The organism is Nocardioides baculatus, assembly GCF_016735675.1.
Taxonomy (GTDB): Bacteria; Actinomycetota; Actinomycetes; order Propionibacteriales; family Nocardioidaceae; genus Nocardioides; species Nocardioides baculatus.
Genome location: NZ_JAERSG010000007.1, coordinates 144,857 through 160,652, shown reverse-complemented (window position 1 = coordinate 160,652; position 15,796 = coordinate 144,857). Strand labels below are relative to the sequence as shown.

Sequence of the window (15,796 nt, the reverse complement as noted above, 5' to 3'; positions counted from 1 at the left end):
CGCTACGGTGGGCCCATGGGTCGGGGGGAGTTCCGGGCAGCCGCCGTCGTGGCGGCAGCCATGGCGATGGCAGCCGCGCTGGTGGCGTGGACGTTCCACCTGCCCCTGCGCGACCCCGACGGCGCCTCCCTGCCGACCTGGTTCCGGCTGCCGGTCATCGTGGCGTCGGCGGTGGCGCTCGACGTCCTCACCCGGTGGCTGCTGCTGGCCCGTCGCAACGGGGCCGCCGGCCGGCCGTCGCTGCGCGCGGTGTTCGTGGAGCGGTGGAACCGCGACCAGATCAGGTTCACGCTGAGCGGCCTGGTGACGTGGTACGTCGCCTACGTCGCCTTCCGCAACCTCAAGAGCTACGTCCCGTTCGTCACCGACCGGATCGCCGACCCCGAGCTCGCGCGCCTCGACCGGCTGGTCTGGCTCGGCCACGACCCGGCGGTGGTCCTCCACGACGTCCTCGGCACGACCTGGGCCAACTGGCTGATGGCGGCCGTCTACCTGATCTGGATCGGCCTGGTGCCGGCCAGCCTGGCGGTCGCTCTGGTGTGGACCCGCCGGTCGACCTACGGCGCGTGGTACGTCACCGCGGTCTCGGTCGACTGGCTGCTCGGTGCCGCGCTCTACTACGCGGTGCCCTCGCTCGGACCGACGTACTCCTCCCCGCAGTGGTTCGCGTCGCTGCCGCACACGCCCAACACCGACGTGCGCGACGTGCTGCTCTCCGACCGGATCGAGGTGCTCGGCGGGCCGTGGGACACCCACACGGTGCAGACGATCGCTGCCTTCGCCTCCCTGCACGTCGCCGTGATGCTGACCATCTGCCTGGTGGTCGAGGCGATGCGCCTGCCGATGCTCATCCGGGCCGCGGCCTGGACCTTCCTCGCGCTGACGATGGTGGCCACGATCTACCTCGGCTGGCACTTCTTCGTCGACGTCCTGGCGGGGATCGGGGTCGGCGCCGCGGCCTTCGTCATCGGGGCCCGCGCGACCGGCAATCCCCTGCGGCGACGCGACGAGCCCTGGACCTTCCGGGCCGCCCTCGACGCCGTCGACCAGACCGAGCGCACCGCGATCGGCAGCCGTCAGGCCTGAGCAGCCGGGCCTGGTCCGTCAGGCCAGCGCCACGCGGAGCTGCTCGGCGTACGACGCCGCCTCGCCGTCGGCGTACTTCGTCCGTGGCCAGAAGAACCCGCGCAGCCCGTCGCCCTTGGTGCGCGGCACCACGTGCAGGTGCAGGTGCGGCACCGACTGGCTGACGGTGTTGTTGATCGCCACGAACGACCCCTGCGCGCCGAGCGCGTCCTTGACCGCGACGGCGATCTGCTGTGCCGCGGCGAGGAACGGGTCGCGCAACGCGGCCGGCAGGTCGGGCAGGGTGTCGACGTGCTCGCGCGGCACCAGCAGCACGTGACCCTTGAACACCGGTCGGGTGTCGAGGAACGCCACCAGGTCGTCGGTCTCGAGCACCGTCTCCGCGGGCAGGTCGCCGGCGATGATCTGGCAGAAGATGCAGGAGCTCACGTCCGGCAGCCTCTCATCCACCGGCCGTGGCCTGCTCGCTCTCGCCGGCTGCGATCAGCTCGAGGTTGAGCACCTCGCGCAGGAGCGGCGCGAGGTAGGTCGAGAACTGGCGGGTGAGGTGGGCGTCGTCGAAGCGGATCAGCCGCCCGCCCGCGAAGGCCGGGCAGCGGGTGTCGACGCAGAACCAGGGCGCGGTGTTGACGAAGCCGAAGCCACCCTGCTGCGCGGCGTCGGAGAAGACGTACGTCGTCGCGTCGAAGTTGCCGAGCGTGCTCGACTCGCAGTCGACCGGGTGCTGGAGCGGGCCGCCGCAGCCGAGCGGGTTGGGCGCGTGCGGCGGCGGCCCCAGCAGGACGAAGCGTGCTCCCGCCGCCCGGACGCGCTCGCCGACCTCGAGGAGGCCTCGCACGTAGGTGCTGTGGATGTCCGGCTGCCCCGGCTCGACGCGGACGCCGCCGAAGGCGTCCTGGTGCACCGAGCCGATCACGAGGTCGGGCTGGAGCTCCTCGAGCTGGTCGAGGGCGGCGGCACGACCCTCCGCGCACTCCTCCTGCCAGGGCTGGGGGTCGAGGGCGAAGTCGACCAGGGCCGGCGGGCAGCTGGAGAACGTCACGGCGTGCACCGCGAAGCCCTCCGGGCCCAGCGCCGCGCGGATGCCCGGCAGCCACGACGTGGCGATCGAGTCGCCGATCAGGACGACGGTGCGCCCGTTGGGGTTCAGCGCCTCGAAGGTGCACGCGGACGCGTCGGTGGGGTCGGGCGGGTTCAGGCACTTCGCGTCGAAGTCGGTCATCTCCTCGGGCACGCCGGCGAGCGGCTCGCGGATCGACGGGACGAGGTCGGGGAAGTCCGGTGTCGCGAGCGCCTCGGCCAGCTGGTTCTGGAGGACGCCGATCATGGCGCCGGCCGTGTCCGTCGAGCCCGCTGGCGCCGCCAGCACCGGCAGGTCCTGCTCCGACAGCTCGTCCGGACCGGCCCCCGGGCCCGGCACGGCCGCCGCGGCCACGACCGCGGCCGCGACAGCGACGGCGCCCCACCTCCAGCGGGGGACGCGGGTCCGGCTGCCGGCTGCGAGGAACGGACGCTCGACGAGGCGGTAGGTCACCTCCGCCAGCACCAGCGTCAGCCCCAGCACGACCACGTTGCGCACCCAGGGCTCGACCGCGAGCGTCTCCCTGGCGAGGATCAGGACCGGCCAGTGCCAGAGGTAGATCGAGTACGACAGCACGCCGAGGTGCAGCACGGAGCGGCGGGCCAGCAGGCGATGGGTGTCGAGCGGACGTCGTACGCCGGTGCCGGCGGCGAGGAAGACCGCCGCGGCCAGCACGGGCAGCGCGGCACCCGGCCCGGGGAAGGTCGTCTGCTCCGTGATCACGAAGGCGGCGAGGGCGATCGCAGCGAGGCTGCCGAGGACGAGGCCGTCGCGGAGCCGGTGCGGGAGCCGTCCGCACGCCGTTGCCGAGCACGCGACGACCGCTCCGAGGGCGATCTCCCAGGCCCGGGTGAAGGTGGAGAAGTAGGCGACGGTCGGCGCATCGGCGCTCTGCCAGCAGGCCCAGACGAAGCTCGTGGCCGCGATGGTGCCGGCGAGCGCCAGCGCCACCCCGGTCGCCGTACGACGTCCGCGGGCGCGCAGTGCCGCGAACGCGACGGCCAGCAGGAGCGGCCAGACCACGTAGAACTGCTCCTCGACGGCCAGCGACCAGTAGTGCTGGAGCGGCGACGGCGGGGCCGTGGACGTGAAGTAGTCGGTGCCGATGTCGGCGAAGTGCCAGTTGGCGCCGAAGAGGGCCGCCCAGACCGCGTCGGTGGCGATGCTGTCGGCGCGGCCCCTGCTGAGGAGCAGCCAGGACGCCACGGACGTGACGGCCAGGGTGGTGAGCGCCGCGGGCAGGATCCGTCGCGCCCGGCGCGCGTAGAAGTGGGAGACCACCTCGCGCCACGGCCGACCCGCCGAGTCCAGGAGCATGCGCGTGATCAGGAAGCCGGAGATCACGAAGAACACGTCGACGCCGACGAACCCGCCCTCCGGCACCCCGAGGACGTGCGAGGCCACCACGAGGAGCACGGCGACGGCGCGCAGGACCTGGATGTCCGAGCGGAAGGTCCGGTCGTGCGAGTCACGCGCCGTGGCGGCCTCGCCGGCTGCTGGCGCCTCGGGAGATCGAGCGCCGACGGTCACGGGCGCATCGTAGTTCGGGGAGGACGGGATCGCCGGGGCTTCGGCACGGGTGGTCGAGCGCCTAGGGTCCAGACGTGCGCATCGTGTCCCTGATCCCGTCGGCCACCGAGATCCTGTTCGCTGTCGGGGCGGGGGACGACGTGGTCGGCGTGACGTTCGAGTGCGACTTCCCCGCCCAGGCGCGCGAGCGCCGCGTGGTGTCGACCTCGGCGATGCCCGAAGGACTCACGCCGCAGGAGATCGACGACTTCGTCGGCGCGGCGATGGCGGCCGGCGAGGACCTCTACCGGCTCGACGCGGGCGCGCTGGCCGAGCTGGACGCCGACCTCGTGGTCACCCAGGACCTGTGCGCCGTCTGCGCGATCGACGTCTCGACGGTCGACGAGGCGCTCACGCACCTCGGCTGCCGCGCCGAGGTCGTCACGACCGACCCGCACACCCTCGACGACGTCCTGGCCTCGATCCTCGAGGTCGGCCGGCGCACGGACCGGGAGGCCGAGGCGGCTGCCGTCGTCGCGTCGCTGGAGGAGCGGCTCACGGCCGTCGAGGCGCGCGTCGCCGGGCATCCCCGGCCACGGGTCCTCGTGCTCGAGTGGACCGACCCACCGTTCGCCCCCGGCCACTGGATCCCCGAGATGGTCACCCGCGCCGGAGGCGAGCCCACGCTCGGCGTCGCCGGCACCCGGTCGAGCCGGATCACCTGGGACGAGGCCGTCGGGTCCGACCCCGACCTCGTCGTGTGCGCGCCCTGCGGCTTCGACCTCGACGGCAGCACGCCGCTCGCCGAGGCCGTCCGCCACCGCTTCCCCGACGTGCCCGTGTGGGCCGTCGACGCCGACGGCCACTTCGCCCGCCCGGGGCCGCGGCTCGTCGACGGCGTCGAGGTGCTGGCGGAGATCCTGCACCCGCGGGGGCTGTCGATCGCGGCCCGCCGGGTCGACGGGTGATCCTGCCGAAGGTCCGCGACCCGCGCCTCGTGACCATCCGCCGTGGCGGCTCGCTCACCGACGAGCACCACCGGCTCCTCGCCCTCTGGGCGGCGGACTGCGCCGAGCACGTGCTCCCCCTCTTCGAGGCCTCGCGCCCGGACGACTCCCGGCCGCGGCAGGCCATCGAGGCGGCCCGCACCTGGGCCGCGGGCGACGCCGCGATGATGGCGACACGAGCCCTCGGCGGCCACGCGATGGGTGCGGCCCGCGACCTGAGCGGTGCGCCGCGGTTCGCGGCCTACGCCGCCGGTCAGGCGGCCGTCGTCGCCCACGTGGCCGAGCACGACCTCGGCGCGGCGGCGTACGCCATCAAGGCGGCCGTCGCCGCCGCGCCGACCGATCAGCGCGAGGAGACCCGTGACGCCGAGTGCCGGTGGCAGCGGGACCGGCTCCCCGACGCCGTACGCGACCTCGTCCTCGACGACCAGCGTCGTCGCAACGACATCTGCTGGGACGTCTTCAGCGCCTGACCGGTCCGGGCGACGGGACCTGGGACACGCGGAAGATCGGCCAGCTGATCTCCGTGCGCCAGGCGGACGGGTCCGGGTCGTCGGCCGGCCCGACCAGGTAGGTCTCACGGACCGGCCCCGCAACTGCGAGCGTGTTCGCGACGACCCACGACCCGAGCTCGCCATACGTGACATCGGCGTCGTCGTGCGGGCCGACGTGGGTCGCGACGGCCAGCTCGACCGCCGGCAAGGTCACCGGGTGCACCCGACCCCGATGAGGTGGGTCGGCCGTCGGCACGTGCACCAGCACGTGGCCCTTCCCCTCCTCGAAGAGCGCGTTGTCGTAGACGCCACCCGGCGGACCGGTCCGGTCGCCGACCGCGGCGTCCAGCTCGGCCATCGCTCCGGCGTACCAGGCCATCACGTCGTCGAGCTCGATGTCGTCCTCGATCGCCGCCACTGTCGTCTCGGGCACCGCCCGCAGCTCGACGCTCACCGGCACCGGGTCGGGGTCGAGCAGGCGACGCAGCGACACGACTGCGGCACGGGTCCGGTCCAGCTCGGCCTCCAGCCGCACCAGGTGCTCGGTGACGAGGGTCGACCGGCTGTGGGGGTCGGTCGAGGCGATGATGCGTCGGACGTCCGCGAGGGGCACGTCGAGCTCGCGCAGGCGGTGGATGACCTGTGCGGTGGGGATCTGGTCGGACGTGTAGGACCGGTAGCCGGTGGACCGGTCGACGCGCGCAGGCACCAGCAGGCCCAGGTCGTGGTAGCGGCGCAACGTCCGCACGCTCAGGTGCGTGAGGCGGGAGAACTCACCGATCGCCAGCATGGCCGCAGTCTGCACCCTCCCCCGGGGAGAGAGTCCCGTCCTTGACCCTCCCGCTGCGGGACCAGCCACGGTGGAGCCATGACGACCTCCACCGAGATCCAGCCCACCGACCTGCCGGCCACCATCCGCGCCTACCTCGCAGCGCACACCGCTCGCGAGGCAGACGTCGCGATCCGCACGTTCACGCCCGACGCCGTCGTCCTCGACGACGGCCACGCCTTCCGTGGCACGGCCGAGGTGCTCGACTTCCTGGAGAACGCGGGGAGCGAGTACACCTACACGTCCACCCTCGTCGGCGGGGAGCGCGTCGACGACGCGCACTGGGTCGCGGTGATCCACATCGAGGGCGACTTCCCCGGCGGCGTCGCCGATCTCCGCTACGCCTTCACCCTGGCCGACGACCTCATCTCCGAGCTGGTCATCGCCCCGTAGCGAGCACGCGGCCCTCGTCGCGCACGAGCACGTCGAACGGCCGGCCGTCGCGCGCCGCCGCGAACGACCCGGCGTGCACGAAGCCGAGCGACTCGACCGTACGGCGGGCGCGGGCGTTGAAGCCGGCGACGGTCACCCGGAACGCCGCAGGCGCGAACTGCGCGCGGCCGAAGTCGAGACCGGCCGCGATCACGGCCCGGCCGAGGCCCTGGCCGGTCAACGACGGGCGCAGGCCACCGCCCGTGTCGAGCGCGGAGTCGTCGTAGTCCCAGCCGGGGACCTGGCCGTCCGGACCGAAGGACCGGAAGCCGATCAGCTCGTCGCCGGCCAGCACGGCGTGGAAGCCGAGTGCCGGGTCGAGCAGCTCGTCCGGGTCGGCGCCCACCATGTCGTAGACGTCGTACGGCGGGTCGTAGGCCCACGTCGCCAGGTCCTCCGCGTGAGCGCGCGTCAGCGGCGCGATGCGGAGCGACGTCGGGTCGAGGGGTGCGCTCATCGCGGCAGCCCGAGCTTGAAGCCTTCGTGCGAGGGGACGTAGCCGAGCCGCGAGTAGAACCGGTGGGCGTCCGCGCGCCGCTTGTCACTCGTGAGCTGGATGAGCGCGCATCCGCGACGTTCGGCCTCGATCCTCGCCCACTCGAGCAGGGCGCTCCCCAGGCCGCTGCTGCGCCTGCCGGGGTGCACCCGGACGCCTTCGACCTGGGCCCGCAGCGCGCCCCGGCGCGCCAGTCCGGGGAGGAAGCTGAGCTGGAGGGTCGCCACCACCCGACCGCCGTCCTCGGCGACCACGAGCAGGTGGGCGGGATCCGCGTCGACGGCCTCGAAGGCGAGGACGTACGGCTCCATCGCCTCGGCGCCGTCACCTCCCTCGCGAGCGAACCCCAGAGGGTCGTCGACGAGGAGCTCGACGATGCGCGGCACGTCACCGCGGACGGCCCGCCTCACGGTCACGGAGCCGTCGGTGGTCTGCAGGGTCGCCAGCACGGTCACGGGACGCACGCTGCCACACCGGGGCGCGCCTCGACCCCTGATCGGACCTCGATCAGGGGGTGCGGGGCGGGGTCATCGTCGACGGGGTCGTGGGATGCCGGGCGGCGGGGGTGTCTCAGGCTCGTCGATCAGTCGCGTGCCGGTGAAGTCGCGTCGGAACCGATGGCCGTGGGGACTGGTCCACTCGAAGCAGCCCGGTCCAATGACGCGGTAGCGCCACGCGGTGTGGGTCTTGAGGCGGTGGTGGAACCGGCACAGGCAGGCGAGGTTGCGGGGGCTTGTGGGGCCGGGTTGTGACCTGCCTTCGGCCCCTGCCTGGTGGTCGTACTCGATGACGTGGTCGACGTCGCAGCCGCGGGCCGGTCTCGTGCACCACGGGAAGACGCAGGTGCGGTCGCGGAGGATGACCTGTTCGCGGATCCGGTCGGGGATCGCGTAGCCGGGTGCGGCCAGCTCGGCGTTGAGGTCGATGACGGGCTTGATGGTGACCTTCGTCCGGCTGTCGCCGCACCAGGACTGGACCTGGTCGAGCAGCAGGAGCCGCTGGCCTTCCTCGAGTCGGCCGGTGGGACCGAAGACGGTCTGCTCGCCGACGGACTCGGCGGAGAAGTGGGCGTGGAGCACGACCTCGCGGGCGGCTGGGAGTCCGTCCTCGGGGTCTCGGCCCTGACTCCGGGCGTCTCCGGTCACGAGGTCGAGTGCGGTCTGGGTGCGGGCGAGGTCGCCGAGGGCCTTGGAGCGGCGTACATCGAGGGACTCGGTGGAGCCGAGGGCCTTCTGCTGTGCGGCGTGGTGGGCGAGCTCGCGGTCGAGGTCCAGGGCGTCGGCGAGGTCGAGCTCTGCCTCGAACCGCATGGTGCCCGCGAAGTGGACGTCCTCGTCATGCAGGGTCGCGTGGCGCGGGTCGACGGACAGGTAGCCGTCCTCCGGATCCGCAGCCGGGTCGGGGGTGGCGAGGTCGTAGCGCTTGATGGTCTCGGCCACGAGCCGGTCGAGCTGCGCGGGACCGACCCCACCCGCGACCGCGGCGACCTGGGCGTCCACGAACCCAGCGGCCTCACGGGTCAGGGCGGGCGTCGAGTGGATGGTCGTCTCCGCAACCGACCGTGCGCGCCAGGCCGGGACAGATCCAGCCTGGACCTGCGCCCACAACCGCGGCAGCCGGTGGCGCAGCTCGAGGGCGTGACCGATCAGCTTCTTCGCGGAGGTCGACGAGATCCCCAGGACGGTGCCGAGCTCGGCGACGCAGAACTCCGCCACCAGTGGGCACCCCTCACCGGCGAGAGGTTCCTCGTGGTCCGTGCCGGGGACGGTGAACGCGGCCGCGGAGTGGATGGACTCGGGCGGGTGCAGGTCCGCCCACCGCGCGGCGAGGTCCAGCTGATCGGCAGCGGCACGGTTCTCGTCGACCCGCCTCTCGCGCAGGGCCGCGAGCAGGTCAGAGCCGGTGAGGGCGTCTGCCTCACCTGCCCCGGGACCCGCCAGCGTGTCGATCATGTGTTCGATTATAGTGCTTGGCCCCATCGGCCTGGATCAAGTCACTTCGGAGGGTTCTTGCAGGTCGAACGAAGATCATGCGCTCGACCGAGACATCGGATATGGCGAAAAGCCCACGGCACCCAGCCTGGCTCCCGCACGATGTGCGGACCATGTTCCTCGCACCGCTCGTCCGCGTCCTCGCCTCCGCCGTCCTGGTGGCGGCGCCGCTCGCCGTGCCCGCGTCCGGCGCCGGAGCGCCGGAGACGTCGGACCACCGAGTCGGAGCTCCCCGGGCCCGCGCGGAGGCACTGCCGGTCTGGCTCGCGCCCGCGCCGCCGCACACCGAGAACCCGACGAACCCGCTGGCGGGGCGCCTGTGGGGCGTCTACCGCGGGCCGCAGGACCAGGTGTGGCGGCCTTTCACGCGCTCGTCCGGGACCACCCGCGAGGCGCTGGCCACCATCGCCGACCGCCCGCGCACGAAGTGGTACGGCTCGTTCGTCCCCGACCGCAGGATCCGTTCTACGGTCACCAGCTACCTCGCGTCCGCCCAGGCCGGCAACCCGGAGACCCTCGCCCAGGTGGCGGTCTTCCGGATGAAGCCGTGGGAGGGCAAGGCCTGCCAGCGACCGACCACGCCGGCCGAGGCCGCGAGCTATCGCACCTGGATCTCCGAGCTGGCTGCCGGCATCGGTGACGCGCACATGCTTGTGGTGATGCAGCCCGACGGCCCGTTCCTGCTCTGCGCCCCGGACCGTGCCGCGAAGTCCGAGCTCCTGACCTGGGCCACCCAGACGTTGAGCGCCCTGCCGAACACCAGCGTCTACATCGACGCCGGTGCGGCCGACTGGTGCGAGAACGGAACCGCACAGGAGTCCTTCCGCTGCGCGGAGATCCTCGAGCTCTCCGGGATCCAGTACGCCCGCGGCTTCGCGCTGGACTCCACCCACTACAACGGCCCCGTGGAGAACATCGACCGCGGCGCCGAGATCCTCGGCCTGCTCCAGGCCGCGGGCTACGGCGAGAAGCACTTCATCGTCGACACCGCGAAATCCGGGCGCCCCACCCGCTGGCCCGACATGGTCCCCGCGTCGAAGAAGGACGTGCGCAACAACGCTCGCACCTGCACCACGCCGACCATGAAGCGCTGCGTCACCCTGGGGATCCCGCCGACTCCTCGTCCGGCCGACCCGCAGTGGGGACTTCCCGAGCCCCAGCGCACGATCGCCGCACAGTACGTCGACGGCTTCGTCTGGTTCGGCCGGCCGTGGCTCTACAACCAGGCCGACCCCTTCGTGGCCAAGCGGGCGCTCGACATGGCCCGCAGCACGCCCTGGACCGCCACCGGTCCCCGCTGAGCGTCCGCGCCGACAGCACGACAGCCGCCCCGACCGGAGTCGGGGCGGCTGTCGTCAAGAGGGCTGCGCGCGTGGAGCTGCGGGGAATCGAACCCCGGTCCTCGAGCGTCGATCCAGGTCTTCTCCGGGTGCAGTCAGTGATGTCGCTTTTCTCGGCCCCGGCGCTCGCACAGACACGTCGCCGACAGGCCCAGTCAGGATTGAGTCCCGGTCACCCCTCCTGACAGAGAGTGACCAGCAAGTCTCCTAGATGAGGCCTGGGTCCGGGACGGAGACGGATGCCCGGTCAGACCCTTCGATCACTGCTCAGGCAGCGAGAGCGAAGTCGTTGCGCTCAGAGTTGGCAACTATAGGTTTCCAGCGATCGTTTACGAGATGACGCTGGCTTCTCGACCCGCTTCCCCTGGAACTAACGTCCCAAGTCGAAACCGATCAGCCCCTCTTGTGTTTTCAATGGTGGTGCGTGACCACTCTACGCGGCACAACCGACGCCGGCCGAACGCTATTCCGATCCACCGAGCGTCAGCCGCGCATCCGTGACGATCTCGGCCATCTCGTCGACGCTGATGCCGAGGTCGATCTCACGCGGGTCGCCCTCGATGGAGGCGCCCGAGTAGTGGGCGACCACGTCCTCGCCGTCGCGTCGGTCGATCACGTAGACGACGCCCGGGTCCTCCTCGGGCTCGAGCTCCTGCCACGCCAGCACCAGGTCCGTGCCGTCGTGCTCGACGTCGACGCACTCGTCGAAGAACGAGGTGTCGGCGCACACCAGCGGGCTGTCGGTGGTCGGCGCGACGGCAACCCCGAGGAAGTCGCCGCTGCCGTACTCGAGTGCCGCCCCCGGCGCGTCGACCTCGAGCTCGCGGGTCATCACGTCCCACGCGGAGACGTCCTTGGGCTCGCGCTCGACGTGGTCGGCGACCACCTCGGCGATGCCGTCGGGGGTCAGCTCGGCCGGGACCACCGCGGGGGCGTCGGGACCGCCGCACGCCGCGAGGAACAGGGCCGCGACCAGCGCGACCAGTGGCCGGCGGTCACGCATCGTCTGACGGCTCCGCCGGCTCCTCGGCGGGCACGACCGGCGCGTGGAGCCGTACGCGCGTGATGCGGTGGCCGTCGAGGTCGGCGACCTCCAGGACGTGGTCGCCCACCGGCACCCGGTCGGCGAGCTCGGCCATCCGCGCCAGCCTGTGCAGGACGTAGCCCGCGACGGTCTCGTAGGGGCCGTCCTCGAGCTCGACCCCCGTCCGCTCGCCGAACTCCTCGATCGTCAGGCCGGCGTCGACCGTCGCCGGGTCCGCCGACGCGGCGATCTCGGCGTCGCGGTCGTACTCGTCGTGGATCTCGCCGACGAGCTCCTCCATGAGGTCCTCGAGGGTGACGATGCCGTCGGTGCCGCCGTACTCGTCGACCACCAGCGCGATGTGGGCTCCGAGGCTGCGCAGCTGCTCGATCGAGGGCAGCACCCGGTTGGTGCGCGGCAGGACCGGCAGGTCACGGGCGAGGTCGGCGACCGTGCTCGACTCGTCGTCGGACCGGCCGAGGACGTCACGCAGGTGGAGGTAGCCGAGGACCTCGTCGAAGGACTCCCCCGTCACCGGGTAGCGCGTGTAGGGCTGCTCGACGATCACCGCGACCGCCGCCGCGAGCGTGAGGTCGCCGCTCAGGAAGACCACGTCACCCCGCGGCTTCATGACCTCGCTGATCGAGCGGTCGCCCGCCTCGAAGACGTCGTCGACGATCTTGCGCTCGCCCTCGGGGATGTCCTCGTGGCCCGAGATCATCATCCGCAGCTCCTCCTCGTCGACGTCGTCACCGGCGGCGTCGGGGTTGCCGCCGAGCAGGCGGACGAGGAGGTTGGTGGAGAGCGACAGCAGCCAGATGACCGGCGTCATCACCCGGGCGAAGCCACCCAGGGGCGGCGCGAACAGCTTGGCGACGCCGACCGAGCGCTGGAGCGCGAGCCGCTTGGGCACGAGCTCGCCGAGGACGAGGGAGAGGTACGACACCACGAGCGTGACCGCGACCAGCGAGACCGTGTCGGGAGCCGGCGTGCCCAGCGCCTCGAAGGCGGGCTCGAACGACGGCGCCAGCGTCGAGGCGCCGAAGGCGGCGGAGAAGAAGCCGGCGACCGTGACACCGATCTGCACCGCGGACAGGAACCGGTTGGGGTCGCGGGCGAGCGAGGCGACGGCGTGCCCGCGGCCGCCCTCGTTGTCGAGGCGGTCCACCTGGCCGGAGCGCAGCGAGACCAGCGCGATCTCGGTCGCCGCGAACACACCGCCCACGAGGATGAAGGCGAGGACGAGCAGGACGTCGATCCAGGTACCGGACACGGCCACAACCTAGCGAGCGCGCGGTTGGCGGAGTCAGCCTGCGGCGACCAGAGCGGCGCCCACGGCGGCGACCGGGTAGTGCAGCGGCACCATGCTGATCCGGTCGGCCAGCCTCAGCGAGGCGAGGAAGGGCGACCCCTCCCCCAGCGCCCGCAGCTGGAGCACCACCTGCTCCCGCAGCGGTTCGCCCACCTCGGCCACCCCGCCTCCGAGCACGATCCGCTCGGGGTCGATGGTCAGGCAGAGGGCGCGGACCGCGCTCGCGACGCCCCAGCAGAACCGGTCGCGGACCGCGACGGCCTTGACGTCACCGGCGGCGGCCGCGGCGAACAGGTCGGCGGCAGGCGGGCCGTCCGGCGTGGGCCACGCCTCGGCGAGGGCCCGACCGGACGCGATGGTCTCGAGGCAGCCGACCTGCCCGCAGCCGCAGGTCGCACCACCGGGGTCGACGGGCAGGTGGCCGATCTCGCCGGCGGCTCCGTGCTCGCCGCGCCGCAGGCGGCCGTCGAGCACCAGTCCGGCGGCCAGGCCGGTGCCGACGCTGAGGTAGACGACGTCGTCCGCGTCGACGAGGGCGCGGGCCGCGAGCGCCGCCGCGTTGACGTCGTTCTCCAGCACGACCGGCACGCCGAGGCGCTCGGCCAGCAGGTCGCGCAGCGGCAGGTCGTCGCCGTTGACGTCGAGGTTGACGGCGTGGCGCAGCATCCCGCGCTCGACGTCGACGAGGCCGGGCACGCCGACCCCGACGGGACCGGTCAGCTCCTCGCCGACCTCGCGACCCAGCGCCGCGAACACGCGTGCAGCGGTGTCGACGACGCCGTCGGCGCCGGGTCGGGTGGACCTCCGCACCTGGGCGAGGATCGACCCGTCCTGGGCCAGCACGACGCCGTGCGTCTTGGTGCCGCCGATGTCGAGGCCGACGGACCGTGCACCTGCGCTCACCGCGCCCACCCTGCCTCTCGCAACAGCTCCGTCACCGCGGCCACGCCCGGTCCGGACGAGCCGCGTGTGCTGATCCTCGCAAGCCCGACGTCACACGTCCCCGGCCAGCCCCACTCGACGACCACGGCCGCACGGCCCTCGGCCGCGATCGAGCGCAGGAGGTCGATCACGTCGGGGCGCCGGTGGGCGTCGCGCACCTGCACGACGAGGGGTACGCCGTCCGCGACGACGGCGGCGTGCAGGCCGGTCGCCGACGGGTCGACCCGGTGGTCCGGCTCGAGCCCCCACGCCACGGCGCCGACCGCGATGTTGGCGACGGTCTCGACGCTCACGACGAGCGCGCCGGTGAGGTCGGGCAGGTCGCCGTCGACGTCGAGCGCGGAGATCGACGCCTCGACCTGGCGGCGTCGGTCGGGCTCGGCCCGGTCCGCACCCACCACGCGCATCGCCCGTACGCGTCGGGCCGCCTCGGTGAGCCGGGCAGTCGTGAGCCGGCCGGCGTCGACCGCGTCCACGATCGCGTCCCTGATGTCGACCACCAGGGACGCGGGCTTGTCGGGACCGATGCAGAGGAGGTCGCAGCCGGCGGCCAGGGCGCGTACGGCCGCCTCGGGCACGCCCGTGGCCGCGGAGGCACCGGCCATGTCGAGCGCGTCGCTCACGACGACCCCGTCGAAGCCCAGCCGTTCGCGCAGCACGCCCAGCACCCGCGGGCTGAGCGTCGCGGGCCCGTCCGGGTCGAGGGCGGGTACGACGATGTGCGAGGTCATCACCGCAGCGACACCGGCCCGCACCGCGGCGGCGAAGGGCACGAGCTCGCGCGCCACCAGCGTGTCGACGTCCACCTCGATCCGCGGGAGCGCGAGGTGGCTGTCGGTGGAGGTGTCGCCATGGCCCGGGAAGTGCTTCGCGCAGGCGGCGACACCGGTCGACTGCAGCCCGCGCGTCCAGGCAGCCGTGTGCGCAGCGACGCTCGACGCGTCGGCACCGAAGCTGCGGGTGCCGATCACCGGGTTGTCGGGGTCGCTGTTGACGTCGGCGTCCGGGGCGAGGTCGAGGGTGACGCCGACGGCGGCGAGCTCGGTGCCGACCCAGCGGCCGACGTCCTCGGTGAGCACGAGGTCGTCGACCGCACCCAGCGCGGCGGCACCCAGCACCGGGCTCGGCTCGCGCGTGTGCAGGCGGCTGACGTCGCCGCCCTCCTCGTCGATCGCGACGACCGCGTGCGGGTTGGCGGCCGTGATCGCCCTGCTGAGCGCAGCCAGGGCGTCGGGGCCGTCGGCGGTGTTGCTGCCGAAGTAGCAGACCCCGCCGAGCCCGTGCTCGAGCAGCTCGCGGTAGTCGTCGGGGAGCGTGGTGCCCGCGAAGCCGGGCAGCAGCACGCTGAGCGCGAGGGCGCGGACGTCGGTGCCTTCGATCATCGGCTCATCCCTTCACGGCGCCTGTCGTGAGCCCGCTGACCATCCGCCCCTGCACGACGAGGAAGAAGATGATCACCGGCACGGCGATGAGGGTGGAGCCGGCCATGATGCCGCCCCAGTCGGTGCCGCGGTTGACGTCGGTGAAGGTCGAGAGCCAGAGCGGCAGGGTGCGCTGGTCCTCGCGGGTCATCACGACCAGGGCGAGGGTGAACTCGTTCCACGCCTGGATGAAGCCGAAGACCCCGGTGGCCACCAGGCCGGGAGCGAGCAGCGGCAGCGTGACCCGGAAGAACGCCTGCGGGCGCGAGCAGCCGTCCATCATCGCCGCCTCCTCCAGCTCGTAGGGGACGCCGGCGACGAAGCCGCGCAGCGTCCAGATCGTGAAGGGCAGCACCGAGGCGACGTACACGAGCGTCAGGCCGACCACCGTGTTGAGCAGGTCGACCGCCTCGAGCATCTTGTACTGGGAGATGAAGAGTCCCTCGACCGGGATCATCTGGATCACCAGCAGGGTCACGATGAACGACATCCGGCCGCGGAAGCGGAAGCGCGACACCGCGACGGCCGCGACGAACGCGAAGGCCAGCGCGACGACGATCGTCAGCCCGGTCACCATCAGGCTGACCCGGAGCGCGTTGACGAACTGGTCGGTCGCGAAGACGGTCCGGAAGTTGTCGAGGTCGCCGCCGAACGGCACCCAGGTCGGCACCGGGTTGCGGATCTCGTTGCGGTCGAGGAACGAGCTGTTGACCATCCAGTAGACCGGGAAGGCAGCGACGAGGAACGCGAGCACGCCGACCGAGTTGGCGACGGCACGCAGCGCGGGCGGGGTCGGGCGGCTCATACGGGGTCCCCGCGGCGTTGTTCGGCG

At 72.7% G+C, this 15,796-nt stretch carries 16 protein-coding genes and 1 other RNA gene; 5 read left to right on the top strand and 12 right to left on the bottom strand.

Translation table 11 applies throughout. The annotated features are described in order from the left end of the window. The first annotated feature begins 15 nt into the window (after window positions 1–15). On the top strand, window positions 16–1,086 hold the full coding sequence (locus JI751_RS19655) for a phosphatase PAP2 family protein (protein ID WP_201940417.1): 1,071 nt from the start codon (window positions 16–18) through the stop codon (window positions 1,084–1,086). Window positions 1,087–1,104: 18 nt separating this feature from the next. Here the strand turns inward: JI751_RS19655 and JI751_RS19650 are convergent, their stop codons facing one another. Further along, window positions 1,105–1,515, bottom strand: a complete 411-nt coding sequence (locus JI751_RS19650) for an HIT family protein (protein WP_201940416.1) — start codon at window positions 1,513–1,515, stop codon at window positions 1,105–1,107. 13 nt (window positions 1,516–1,528) lie between these two features. Further along, the gene (locus tag JI751_RS19645) at window positions 1,529–3,697 is read right to left on the bottom strand and encodes an acyltransferase family protein (RefSeq protein ID WP_201940415.1); all 2,169 of its coding nucleotides are present in this window, start codon (window positions 3,695–3,697) and stop codon (window positions 1,529–1,531) included. A 74-nt stretch (window positions 3,698–3,771) separates the two neighbouring features. On the opposite strand from JI751_RS19645, the gene JI751_RS19640 reads away from it, so the two are divergent. Together JI751_RS19640 and JI751_RS19635 are read left to right on the top strand one after the other, a co-directional pair. After that, window positions 3,772–4,644: a cobalamin-binding protein gene (locus JI751_RS19640; RefSeq protein WP_201940414.1), complete on the top strand. Its 873-nt coding sequence runs from the start codon at window positions 3,772–3,774 to the stop codon at window positions 4,642–4,644. Continuing rightward, window positions 4,641–5,156 (top strand): putative immunity protein, encoded by a 516-nt coding sequence (locus JI751_RS19635; protein WP_201940413.1) that lies wholly within the window; start codon window positions 4,641–4,643, stop codon window positions 5,154–5,156. The genes JI751_RS19640 and JI751_RS19635 overlap by 4 nt, the downstream gene beginning before the upstream one ends. Here JI751_RS19635 and JI751_RS19630 read toward each other — a convergent pair. Beyond that, window positions 5,146–5,967 carry a MerR family transcriptional regulator gene (locus JI751_RS19630; RefSeq protein WP_201940411.1) on the bottom strand — a complete coding sequence of 274 codons (822 nt, stop codon included), beginning with the start codon at window positions 5,965–5,967 and terminating at the stop codon, window positions 5,146–5,148. The genes JI751_RS19635 and JI751_RS19630 overlap by 11 nt on opposite strands. Window positions 5,968–6,045: 78 nt before the next feature. Here JI751_RS19630 and JI751_RS19625 point away from each other — a divergent pair, with 78 nt between their 5' ends. Continuing rightward, on the top strand, window positions 6,046–6,399 hold the full coding sequence (locus JI751_RS19625; protein WP_201940410.1) for a nuclear transport factor 2 family protein: 354 nt from the start codon (window positions 6,046–6,048) through the stop codon (window positions 6,397–6,399). On the opposite strand, the gene JI751_RS19620 is transcribed toward JI751_RS19625, so the two are convergent. The 3 genes from JI751_RS19620 to JI751_RS19610 form a co-directional block, all read right to left on the bottom strand. Beyond that, window positions 6,386–6,895, bottom strand: coding sequence for a GNAT family N-acetyltransferase (locus JI751_RS19620; RefSeq protein ID WP_201940409.1), 510 nt, complete (start codon window positions 6,893–6,895; stop codon window positions 6,386–6,388). The genes JI751_RS19625 and JI751_RS19620 overlap by 14 nt on opposite strands. After that, window positions 6,892–7,389, bottom strand: coding sequence for a GNAT family N-acetyltransferase (locus tag JI751_RS19615; RefSeq protein WP_307814397.1), 498 nt, complete (start codon window positions 7,387–7,389; stop codon window positions 6,892–6,894). Before JI751_RS19615 ends, JI751_RS19620 begins: the two co-directional genes overlap by 4 nt. A gap of 72 nt (window positions 7,390–7,461) precedes the next feature. Next, entirely contained in the window at window positions 7,462–8,886 is a 1,425-nt protein-coding gene (locus tag JI751_RS19610; protein WP_201940408.1) for an HNH endonuclease signature motif containing protein, read from the bottom strand. Window positions 8,887–9,038: 152 nt separating this feature from the next. Between JI751_RS19610 and JI751_RS19605 the strand changes: the two genes are divergently transcribed. Continuing rightward, window positions 9,039–10,226 (top strand): glycoside hydrolase family 6 protein, encoded by a 1,188-nt coding sequence (locus JI751_RS19605; RefSeq protein ID WP_201940407.1) that lies wholly within the window; start codon window positions 9,039–9,041, stop codon window positions 10,224–10,226. 69 nt (window positions 10,227–10,295) lie between these two features. On the opposite strand, the gene ssrA is transcribed toward JI751_RS19605, so the two are convergent. From ssrA to JI751_RS19575, 6 genes are all read right to left on the bottom strand, one after another. After that, window positions 10,296–10,666: a transfer-messenger RNA gene (gene ssrA / locus JI751_RS19600) on the bottom strand. Window positions 10,667–10,728: 62 nt separating this feature from the next. Further along, window positions 10,729–11,268, bottom strand: a complete 540-nt coding sequence (locus JI751_RS19595) for a hypothetical protein (protein ID WP_201940406.1) — start codon at window positions 11,266–11,268, stop codon at window positions 10,729–10,731. After that, window positions 11,261–12,562, bottom strand: a complete 1,302-nt coding sequence (locus JI751_RS19590) for a hemolysin family protein (protein ID WP_201940404.1) — start codon at window positions 12,560–12,562, stop codon at window positions 11,261–11,263. Before JI751_RS19590 ends, JI751_RS19595 begins: the two co-directional genes overlap by 8 nt. A gap of 33 nt (window positions 12,563–12,595) precedes the next feature. After that, a complete protein-coding gene (locus tag JI751_RS19585) occupies window positions 12,596–13,504 on the bottom strand; it encodes an ROK family protein (protein ID WP_307814396.1) in 909 nt (302 codons plus the stop codon). Continuing rightward, window positions 13,501–14,925: a glycoside hydrolase family 3 protein gene (locus JI751_RS19580; protein ID WP_201940400.1), complete on the bottom strand. Its 1,425-nt coding sequence runs from the start codon at window positions 14,923–14,925 to the stop codon at window positions 13,501–13,503. Before JI751_RS19580 ends, JI751_RS19585 begins: the two co-directional genes overlap by 4 nt. 4 nt (window positions 14,926–14,929) lie before the next feature. Further along, window positions 14,930–15,769, bottom strand: a complete 840-nt coding sequence (locus tag JI751_RS19575) for a carbohydrate ABC transporter permease (protein ID WP_201940398.1) — start codon at window positions 15,767–15,769, stop codon at window positions 14,930–14,932. Window positions 15,770–15,796: the final 27 nt, after the last annotated feature.

Coding starts and splice junctions, on each gene's coding strand:
- JI751_RS19595 (WP_201940406.1), bottom strand. CDS start 11,268: ATGCGTGACCGCCGGCCACTGGTCGCGCTGGTCGCGGCCCTGTTCCTC.
- JI751_RS19575 (WP_201940398.1), bottom strand. CDS start 15,769: ATGAGCCGCCCGACCCCGCCCGCGCTGCGTGCCGTCGCCAACTCGGTC.
- JI751_RS19605 (WP_201940407.1), top strand. CDS start 9,039: ATGTTCCTCGCACCGCTCGTCCGCGTCCTCGCCTCCGCCGTCCTGGTG.
- JI751_RS19610 (WP_201940408.1), bottom strand. CDS start 8,886: ATGATCGACACGCTGGCGGGTCCCGGGGCAGGTGAGGCAGACGCCCTC.
- JI751_RS19580 (WP_201940400.1), bottom strand. CDS start 14,925: ATGATCGAAGGCACCGACGTCCGCGCCCTCGCGCTCAGCGTGCTGCTG.
- JI751_RS19625 (WP_201940410.1), top strand. CDS start 6,046: ATGACGACCTCCACCGAGATCCAGCCCACCGACCTGCCGGCCACCATC.
- JI751_RS19630 (WP_201940411.1), bottom strand. CDS start 5,967: ATGCTGGCGATCGGTGAGTTCTCCCGCCTCACGCACCTGAGCGTGCGG.
- JI751_RS19655 (WP_201940417.1), top strand. CDS start 16: ATGGGTCGGGGGGAGTTCCGGGCAGCCGCCGTCGTGGCGGCAGCCATG.
- JI751_RS19620 (WP_201940409.1), bottom strand. CDS start 6,895: ATGAGCGCACCCCTCGACCCGACGTCGCTCCGCATCGCGCCGCTGACG.